A 9,580-nucleotide genomic window follows, 5' to 3' on the forward strand; every position below is an offset into this window, starting at 1 on the left:
GCAGGCGTCCAGCGGGTAGGCGTCGGTCGCGGTGGCATTCCACTGCACGACGATGCGCTCCTGCTCGGCCGTGCCCAGCATCGGCAACTCGCCCAGATGCCTGTCGGCTTGCTCGCTCAGTGCTTGGAGCAAGACCATCAAGTGAGCGTCGATCTGGCGTATCTGCGACGCACTGAAGTGCGCTTGGTCGAAGCTGTAGCGCAGTTCCAGGGTATCGCCCAGGCTGACCGCCAGGGTCAGTGGGTAGTTGGTCTGTTCATGGCTGGCCACGGGACCGAAACGGAGCTCGTCGGGGGCACCCTGTTGCAATGCTTCCGACACCGGGTAGTTCTCGAACACCAGGATACTGTCGAACAGCGCTTCACCGCCTTGACCGCGCCAGCGCTGGATTTCGAAGAGCGGCGTATGTTCGAACTCACGCACGCTCAGGTTCTGTGCCTGCACCGTCTGCAGCCATTGCGCCACGCTCAGTTGCGGGCTGGGGCTGGCGATCACCGGTAAGGTATTGATGAACAGGCCCACCTGTTCTTCCACACCTTGCAGGTCGGTGGGCCGGCCAGCCACCGTGGCGCCGAAACTGACCGCCTGCTGGCCGGTATAGCGTTGCAGCAGCAACAGCCAGGCAGCCTGCAGCAATGTGTTGAGTGTGACTTTTCGGGCGCGGGCAAACTCACCCAGCGCTTGCGTGGCCGAGCGCTCGATCAGATGCCGGTACTCGGCATGACCATGTGCGCCGCTGGGGCGCGGCAGGCTGTTGGCCAACAGTGTCGGTTGCTCGAGGCTGGCCAGTTGCTGTTCCCAGAAGGCTCGGCTGGCAGCCGCATCCTGGCCCTGCAACCACTGGATGTAGTCACGGTAGCGTACGCACGGCGCGTCAAGGGCGAGGCCTGCGTAGTGCTGCATCACCTCACCGATCAACCGCGAACTGCTCCAGCCATCCATGAGTATATGGTGGTGGGTGTAGATCAGGTGATGCTGCCCTGCACCGGTCTCCACCAGTTGCAGGCGAAGCAAGGGCGCGTGAGCCAGATCGAAACCTTGGGCCAGGGCTGTGGCGGCAAGGTGGTTGGCATCCTGCGCAGCGTCGTATTCCTCAAACGGTACCTCAACGGCTCGGTGAACGAGTTGCAGCGGCTGCGCCAGGTCGCCTTCCCAGCAGAAACTGCTGCGCAACATCTCATGGCGCTCGACCACCCGCTGCCAAGCCAGGCGGAAACGCGCCGGGTCCAGCCCATCGATATCCACCCGGAGCTGATTGACGTAATCGCCCGATCCTTGTTCGTACAAGGTATGAAACAGCATGCCTTGCTGCATGGGTGCCAGTGGCAGGATGTCCTCGATGTCGTCGGCAATGACCGGAAGGTTATCAATCTGGGCTTGGTTCACTGGCGCCAGAGGGAAGTCGGACGGGGTAAAGCCCAGTGCCCGACCCGCTGTGCAATGAGCCACGAGACTAGCCAGTTCGCGGCTATATTCATGCGCCAGGCGCTCGATAACCTCGGGTTCGAACATCTGTGCCGAGAACGTCCACTCCAGGCTCAGCTCCCCGTCGTAGACCTGGCCATTGAGGGTCAGCCAGTTGCCCAGCGAGGCCTGTCCATCCTGCTCGGCACCGGCCGACTCGACGGCTGGCACGAACAGGGAGGCACCGCCTTCATCGAACTGGCCGTCCAGTTGCCCAAGGTAATTGAAGGTTATACGGGCCTCGGGCAATGCCGCCATCAGCGTCTGGGTTGCAGCATCGGCCAGGTAGCGCAGGATGCCGAAGCCAATGCCGTTGTCAGGCGCCGCCCGCAATTGCTCCTTGATACCCTTGATCGTTTGCCCAAGGTCCTGCGCCGGGGTCAGTAGCACAGGGTATTTGCTGGTGAACCAGCCAACGGTGCGGCTCAGGTCAATATCGTCGAATAACGCCTCGCGGCCATGGCCTTCCAATTGTACCAACACCGAACGTTCGCCACTCCAGCGGGTGATAACCCGCGCCAGGGCGCTGAGCAGCAGGTCGTTGACCTGGGTCCGATAGGCCGCAGGTGCCTGTTGCAACAACTGCCGAGTAGCACTGGCATCCAGCCGGCTGTACACGCTATGGCTGTCACACTGGCGCGCTGGCGCGTCGGCAATGGCCCCGGGCAGCGTCCGTGGCACGCCTTGCAGGCTACCCTGCCAGTAGTCGACCTGCTCCAGCAGGCGTGGTCCCTGGGCCAAGGCGTGCAACTGCTGTGCCCAGCGCTGTACCGAGCTGGTGCGGGCCGGCAGGCTAACCGGTTGGCCCGCCTGCAATTGCGCACAAGCGTTTTGCAGGTCTTCGAACAACACCCGCCAGGATACGCCATCGACCACCAGGTGGTGGATCACCAGCAATAGCCGCTGGCTGCCATCGCCCATTTGCACGCATACCGCGCGCAGCAGGCGCTGGCCAAGGTCCAGGCCCTGTTGCACAGTTTCGCACAGCGCCTCCAAGGCGCCACGGTCGGTACAGCGGGCCTGCTCCAGCAGCGGTTGCTGTTGCCACAAGGCCTGTTGCTGCTCGACGCTACGGTACTCGGCGCGCCACTGCCCTGATACCTGGCCAAACACTTGGCGCAACGCATCGTGGTGCATCACCAGCGCCTGCAACGCCGACTCCAGCAATGCCACTGGCAGGCTCACCTGGCTGCGTAGCAGGAACGACTGGTTCCAGTGTGCACGCCGAGCCATGGGGCGGGCAAAGAAAGCCTGCTGAATTGGTAACAACGCCAACGCGCCTTGGGCAGGCCCTTGCTCGCCTGACTTGGCTTCACCCTGCCGGGCGACACCGGCCAAACCCTGAACGGTCTGGTACTGGAACAGTTGCTTGGGGGTAAAGTGGATACCGGCCTGGCGAGCACGGCTGACCACCTGGATGGAAATGATCGAATCTCCGCCCAACTCGAAGAAGTTGTCGGTCACCCCCACCCGCTCACGCTTGAGTACCTCCTGCCAGATCGCCGCCAGACGTTGCTCCAGCACGTTACGCGGGGCCATGAAGGCCGCTTCGGTGGTCGCATCCGGCTTCGGCAAAGCCTTGCGGTCGAGCTTGCCGTTGGCATTGAGGGGCAGGTCCGCCAACAGTACCAGTTGGCTCGGAACCATGTGTTCCGGTAACGCCTGGCGCAACTGCGCAAACAGTTCAGTTCTAAGCCGGGCGGGCTCCCCCTCCCCCTTGGCCACGACGTAACCCACCAGTTGCCGACCACCGGCCGAAGGCATCGCAAGCACTGCGGCTTCACGCACCTGGGGCAGGTTGCGCAGCGCATTGGCCACCTCGCCAGGCTCGATACGGTAACCGCGAATTTTCACCTGGTCATCGACCCGTCCCAGGTAGTCGATCCCGGCTGCGCCCCGGCGCACCTGGTCACCACTGCGATACAGCCGGGCGCCTGGAACACCGGCAGGGTCGGGGACAAAACGCTCGGCGGTCAGGCCAGGCTGGCCCACATAACCCCGGGCCAGTCCCGCACCGCCAATGTGCAATTCCCCTGGCACGCCGTCGAGCACCGCTTGCAGGTCGGCGTCGAGCACTCGCACGTGGCTGTTGGCCAAGGGGTGGCCAAGGCTGGCACGGGGCGTTGCCACCGCCAGATCGATGTCACCGGCCATTACACCCACAGTGGTTTCGGTCGGACCGTAATGGTTGAACACCCGGCACTGCGGCGCCAGCCGGTGTATCTCGGTCAACAAGGTCGACGGGCAGGCTTCGCCGCCAAGCACGAGGTAGCGACGCGGCAGCACCTGTTCCGGCCGTGCAGCCTTGAGCAGCGCGTCCAGGTGCGAAGGGACGATCTTGAGTGCATCGATGGCATGGCGGCCCATGTAGTCGGCAAAGCCATCGGCATCCATCGCCAGATCCGTATCCACCAGATGCAGCGTTCGGCCAGTGCACAGTGCAGCAAACAGCTGGGTGTAGCCGAGGTCGGCCGACAGCGTCGAAACCAATGCCATGCGCTGCACGTCTTGCCATTCGATGCGTTGCACCACACCTTGAACGTAATTGAGCAAGGCGCCATGCTCGACCACCACCCCTTTTGGTTGGCCCGTAGAGCCGGAGGTGTAAACCAGGTAAGCAGCATTGCTACGCTCCAGCGCAACCGCTGCGGCCATGGCCCCGCCCTTGGCATCCGCTATAACCAAACGTGGAGTGTCCAATCCAGGCAAGGTCGCCGGAACGTCCACCAGCATCAGGCAAGCCGCACTGCTGCGCAGTAATTGGGCCTGACGCTCTTGTGGCAGCGCTGGGTCCAGCGCTACGAAGGCAGCACCGGCTTTGTGCACCGCCAGCATGGCAACCACCCATTCGACCGTACGGCCGGTAGCAATGGCCACCCGCACCTCCGGGCCAACGCCCTGTTCGCCAAGACGCCAAGCCAATGCGCCGGCCCATTGTTCAAGCTCGGCATAGCTCAAGCGTTGCTCGCCAGCAACCACCGCCAGGCCCTGCGGGTTCGCCCGGGCCTGCTCGCTGATCAGTTCATGCACCCCTGCGATCGGTTTCAGTGCCAAGCCCGGGCCAGCGGTTGTGACAGGCGCTCCGGACAACAGGATTTCACCCAGGCGCGCGTTAGGGTTGGCGACCAGTTGCACGAGCAGCTCCAGCCAATGCCCGACCATACGCTCGATGCGTTCGGCACGGAACAGGTCGGTGGCGTAGATCAATGTCGCACTCAGTTCACCACCCTGCTCGACAGTTTCCAGGGTCAGGTCGAACTTGCTGGTCTGCTCGCCCGGCGCGAGTGTTTCTACCCGCAGGCTGCCAACCTGGGAAGATGCCGCGCGTGTTTCATCGCTCTGGTGGTTGTGCAAGACCTGGAACAGCGGGCTATGGCTGAGACTACGTTGCGGCTGCAAGGCCTCGACCAACTGCTCGAATGGCAGATCCTGGTGGGCCTGGGCGCCCATGGCGGCGGCCTTGGCCTGGGCTACCAGGTCGACGAAGCGCTGGCTTCCCTCAACGTTGGCGCTAAGCACCTGGGTATTGATGAAGAAGCCAATCAGGCCTTCGGTTTCCACCCGGTGGCGGTTGGCGATCGGCACCCCGACTCGAATGTGTGCCTGGCCACTGTAGCGGTGTAGCAACAGCTGGAACGAGGCCAGCAGTACCACGAACAATGTGGTGCCTTCGCTGTGCGCCAGGTGCTTGAGGCCTCGGGCCAACGGCACCGGCAGGCTGACCTCGTAGCGCCCACCCCGGTAGCTCTGCTGCGCCGGGCGGGGGAAGTCACTGGGCAGCTCCAGCAGCGGGTGCTCATCACCCAATTGCTCGGTCCAGTACTGCAGTTGGCGGTCGCGCTCGCCCGCCTCCATCCACTGACGCTGCCAGATGGCGTAGTCGGGATACTGGATCGCCAAGGCAGGCAACAGTGGCGCTTGCCCCTGGCTGCGGGCCGCATAGCAGGCGACCAGTTCGTCGACCAGAATGCCCATGGACACGCCATCGGCCACAATGTGGTGCAGCGTCAGCACCAGCACATGATCATCCTCGGCCAGGCGCAGCAGGCCAACCCGTAACAACGGCGCGCGCTGCAGGTCGAACAGTTGCTGGGTCTGGGCGTTGACGAAGGTCTCGATAGCCCGGTCGCGAGCGGCCGGCTCCAGCCCTTCGGCAAGGCTTGCGTGCTCGACGGGCAACGCGGCCAGCGTTTCGACCACTTGCCAGGTGCGGTCGTCCTCATCGATCTGAAAACGTGTCCGCAATGCTTCATGGCGTTCGATCACATCAGCGAAGGCGGCCTGCAGCGCCGTAATGTCCAGCGCCCCGCGCAGGCGTAACGCGCTGGGCACGTGGTAGGCGCGGCTCTCGGGGTCCAGTTGCCAGAGAAACCATTGGCGCTGCTGCGCGTACGACAGCGGCAAGCGAGGGAATTCGCCGCGCATTGCCGGAATCGGGAACTGAGCCAGGCTCATGCCACGACCGGCCAGTTTGTCGAGAAAGGCCTGCCGTTGTACCAGCGGCAGGCGAATGAAACGCTGAACCAGTGCAAGGTTGTCCAATTCAGCCATTTCAGAGGGTCTCCAGCTCGGTCAGAAAATCATGCATGTCGCTAAGGTCCTGGTTGAGGTTGCTGTTCAGGCAACCGCCGACCGCATTGGCATATTCATGCAAGGCGCCGGCTTTGAAGATCAGGTCAAGCGGGATATTGGCCTGCAATTGCTGCTGGGCGGCAGCAGTGACCTGGGTAGCGAGCAATGAATGCCCACCCAGTTCGAAGAAGTTATCGTTACGCCCTACTTGTTCGAGCTTGAGCACCTGCGCCCAGATCTGCGCCAACTGCTGCTCCAGGTCACCCTCGGGGGCCACGTAGCGTTGCTGCAAGTCGCTGGCATCTGCTTGGGGCAGGGCCTTGCGGTCGAGCTTGCCGTTGGGGGTCAGGGGCAGTTGATCGATGAACAGCAGGTAGCTTGGCACCATGTAGGCCGGCAGCACCTCGCGCAGGTGTGCCTGCAAGGTTTCGCGCAGCTCGGCCTGGGCCCAGGCATCGGCGAGCCCGGTGACCAGGTAGCCCACCAGTTGAGCACCAGCCGGGCCAGGCTGGGCCAGTACCACCGCTTCACGCACAGCGCCATGAGCCTGCAAGCAAGCTTCGATCTCACCCAGCTCGATACGGAAGCCTCTTACTTTCACCTGGTGGTCGATGCGGCTCAGGTAGTCGATGGTGCCATCGGCACGCTGGCGAACACGGTCGCCGCTGCGGTAGAGCCGGCCCCCCTGCCCGCCCAAGGCATCGGGCACGAAGCGCTCAGCGGTCAACGAAGGGCGCTCCAGGTAACCCCGGGCGATGCCTTCGCCGCCCAGGTACAGTTCACCCTCCAGGCCGACCGGCAACAGACTCATGGCGCTGTCGCAGACATACGCACTGCGTTCACCGATTCGGCTGCCGATGGGCGCGTAAGCCGCACCGCACGTATCATCGGGCCCAGCTTTCCAGATCAGAGGTGTGACCACGGTCTCCGTGGGCCCGTAGCCGTTGATGATGTACCGAGGCCGTAGCGCTCGTTTGGCCAGCTCGAAGCTCGAATGCGGCACGGCATCCCCACCGAAGCAGTAGATACGCACGGGCGGCGGGTTGCCGTCGCGCTCGGCATGTTCGGCCAACTGCTGCAGGTAGGCCGGCGGGAACGCGGCCACGGTAACACCTTGTTGATGCATGGCCTGGTAGGTCTGCTCCGGGGTCCACAGGCTCGGGTCGCGGATCAACAGCCGACCGCCGTGGCCAAGGGTAGTCAGCCAACGCTCGTGGGCCCCATCGAAGGCGAACGACATGAAATGCAGCTCACAATCGCGTTCGCTCATTTCATAGCGTTCACCGATGGCCAGGCAGTGCATGGCCAATGGCCCGTGAGGAACGGCTACACCTTTGGGTTGCCCGGTGGAGCCGGAGGTGTAGATCACATAAGCCAGATTTTGCGGCGCCGGGTCTTGGGCTGGAGCGCTGCCTGGTTGCGTGTTCAGATCCAGTCGGTCGATGGCGAGGCAACACAGACCAGCCGGGGCCGGCAGCTCCGGCAGCAAATCCGAATGGCTCAACAACAGTGCCATGGCCGAGTCTTGCATCAGGTAGGCGAGTCTCTCCTGTGGGTACTGGGGGTCCAGTGGCACATAAGCACCACCGGCCTTGAGCACGGCCAACAGGCCGACAATCATGTCAAAGCCGCGTTCCAGGGCGATGCCGACCCGGACCTCCGGCCCCACGCCCTGGGCCATCAGGAAATGCGCCAGGCGATTGGCCTGGACCTCCAGTTCGGCGTAGCTCAAGGTAAGTTCGCCGCACTGTAACGCCACCGATTGGGGCGTGCGCTCGGCCCATGCCTGGATCAGCCGGTGTACCGCTCGATCGCTCGGATAGGCGTGGCGCGGCATGTTCCACTCGCGCAACTGGGCGTGCTCGGCGGCACTGAGCATGGGCAATTGCGCAACCACCTGATGGGGTTGCTCGGCAATAGCCTGCAACAGGGTCTGCCAATGGTTGGCCAGGCGAGCAATGGTCGCTGGCTCGAACAGTTCACAGGCGTAGGTGAACCGCGCGCCCATGCCGGCTTCAAGCTGGTAGGTGTCCAAGGTCAGGTCGAACTGGGCCGTGACGTTACCCCAATCCAGTGGCTCGACCTGCAGTTCACCCAGGCACTGGCCCGCCAGTACAGCCTGGGTCTCATCGTGATGGTTGAACATCACTTGGCACAACGGTGTATGGCTGCGGCTGCGCTGCGGATGCAAGGCTTCGACCAGTTGCTCGAAAGGCAGATCCTGGTGTGCTTGGGCATCCAGTGCGGTCTGGCGCACCTGGGCCAGAACCTCGGCGAATGGTGCGTCAGCGCTGAGCTCGGCCTTGAGCACCTGAGTGTTGACGAAAAAGCCGAGAATGCCCTCGACCTCCAGGCGGTTGCGGTTGGCGATGGGTACACCGACACGGATCTCCCGCTGGCCGGTGTAGCGATGCAACAACACCTGGAACGAAGCCAGCAACACCATGAACAGGCTGGCCTGCTCACCCCGGGCAAGCTGCTTGAGACGCTCGACCAATACGGGCTCGAGGCTGAAGTCGTGGCTGGCCCCCCGCAGGCTCTGAACCGCGGGTCGAGGGTGATCGGTGGGCAGTTCCAACACGGGTTGCTCACCGGCCAGTTGCCCGGTCCAGTAAGCCAACTGACGGTCACGCTCCCCGGCCTCCATCCACTGGCGCTGCCACACGGCGTAGTCGGCATACTGCAGCGCAGCCGCGGCGGTATCGACGGTGCGGCCCTGGCTGAAGGCTTGGTAAAGGCCTATCAGCTCCGCGACCATACGTTGCAGCGACCAGCCATCGGTGATGATGTGATGCTGGGTCAATACCAAGGCATGGTCATCGTCACCAAACTGGATCAACCTGGCCCGCAGCAGCGGCCCCTGAGTGAGGTCGAACAAGCGTTGGGTTTCGCGCAGCACGGCCTGCTGCAGGGCCGCATCCTGCCCGGCGCGGTCAAACCGGGAAAGGTCCAGGCGCTCGCGTTCGACCCTGACGTCGCCTTGGGGGAGGATCAACTGGTGGGGATGGCCCTGATCCTGGATGAACAAGGTGCGCAGGGTTTCGTGCCGGGACACCAAGGTGTCGAAGCTGCGCTGCAACGCTACCGCGTCGAGGCGGCCGCGAAGGCGCAGGACACTGGCGAGGTGGTACGCCGTGCTTTGTGGCTCCAATTGCCAAAGGAACCATTGGCGCTCCTGCGCATAGGACAACGGCAGCGGTGCATCCCGGCACGCGGCGAGCAATGGAGGTGCGCAAGGCTCACCCTGCGGTGCGGCCTGAAGCACTGCGACGAAGGTTTTCAGGGTGGGCTGCTCGAACAGGGTACGCAAGGGTACGTCTGCTCCCTGCAACTGGCGTACCCGCGACATCACTTGGGTGGCGAGCAACGAATGCCCACCAAGGTCGAAGAAGTTGTCGTTCACGCCGACCTGCTCGACTTTCAGCACGTCCTGCCACACTTGGGCGATTTGCGCTTCCAGTTCGGTACGTGGCGCCACATAGGCACGTTGGGCCGACGTTGCGTCAGGCTTGGGCAGCGCCTTGCGTTCAAGCTTGCCATTGGG

The 9,580-nt window shown here is 63.4% G+C and carries 2 protein-coding genes; both read right to left on the reverse strand.

Going from position 1 to position 9,580, the window contains the following annotated elements:
- On the reverse strand, positions 1 to 6,015 hold a 6,015-nt coding region (locus IAE36_RS23090), incomplete at its 3' end, for a non-ribosomal peptide synthetase (protein WP_201214933.1).
- 1 nt (position 6,016) lies between these two features.
- Positions 6,017 to 9,580: non-ribosomal peptide synthetase (locus IAE36_RS23095; RefSeq protein ID WP_201214934.1), on the reverse strand; the 3,564-nt coding region annotated here is incomplete at its 5' end.

This window comes from Pseudomonas sp. S36, assembly GCF_016647875.1.
Classification (GTDB): domain Bacteria; phylum Pseudomonadota; class Gammaproteobacteria; order Pseudomonadales; family Pseudomonadaceae; genus Aquipseudomonas; species Aquipseudomonas parafulva.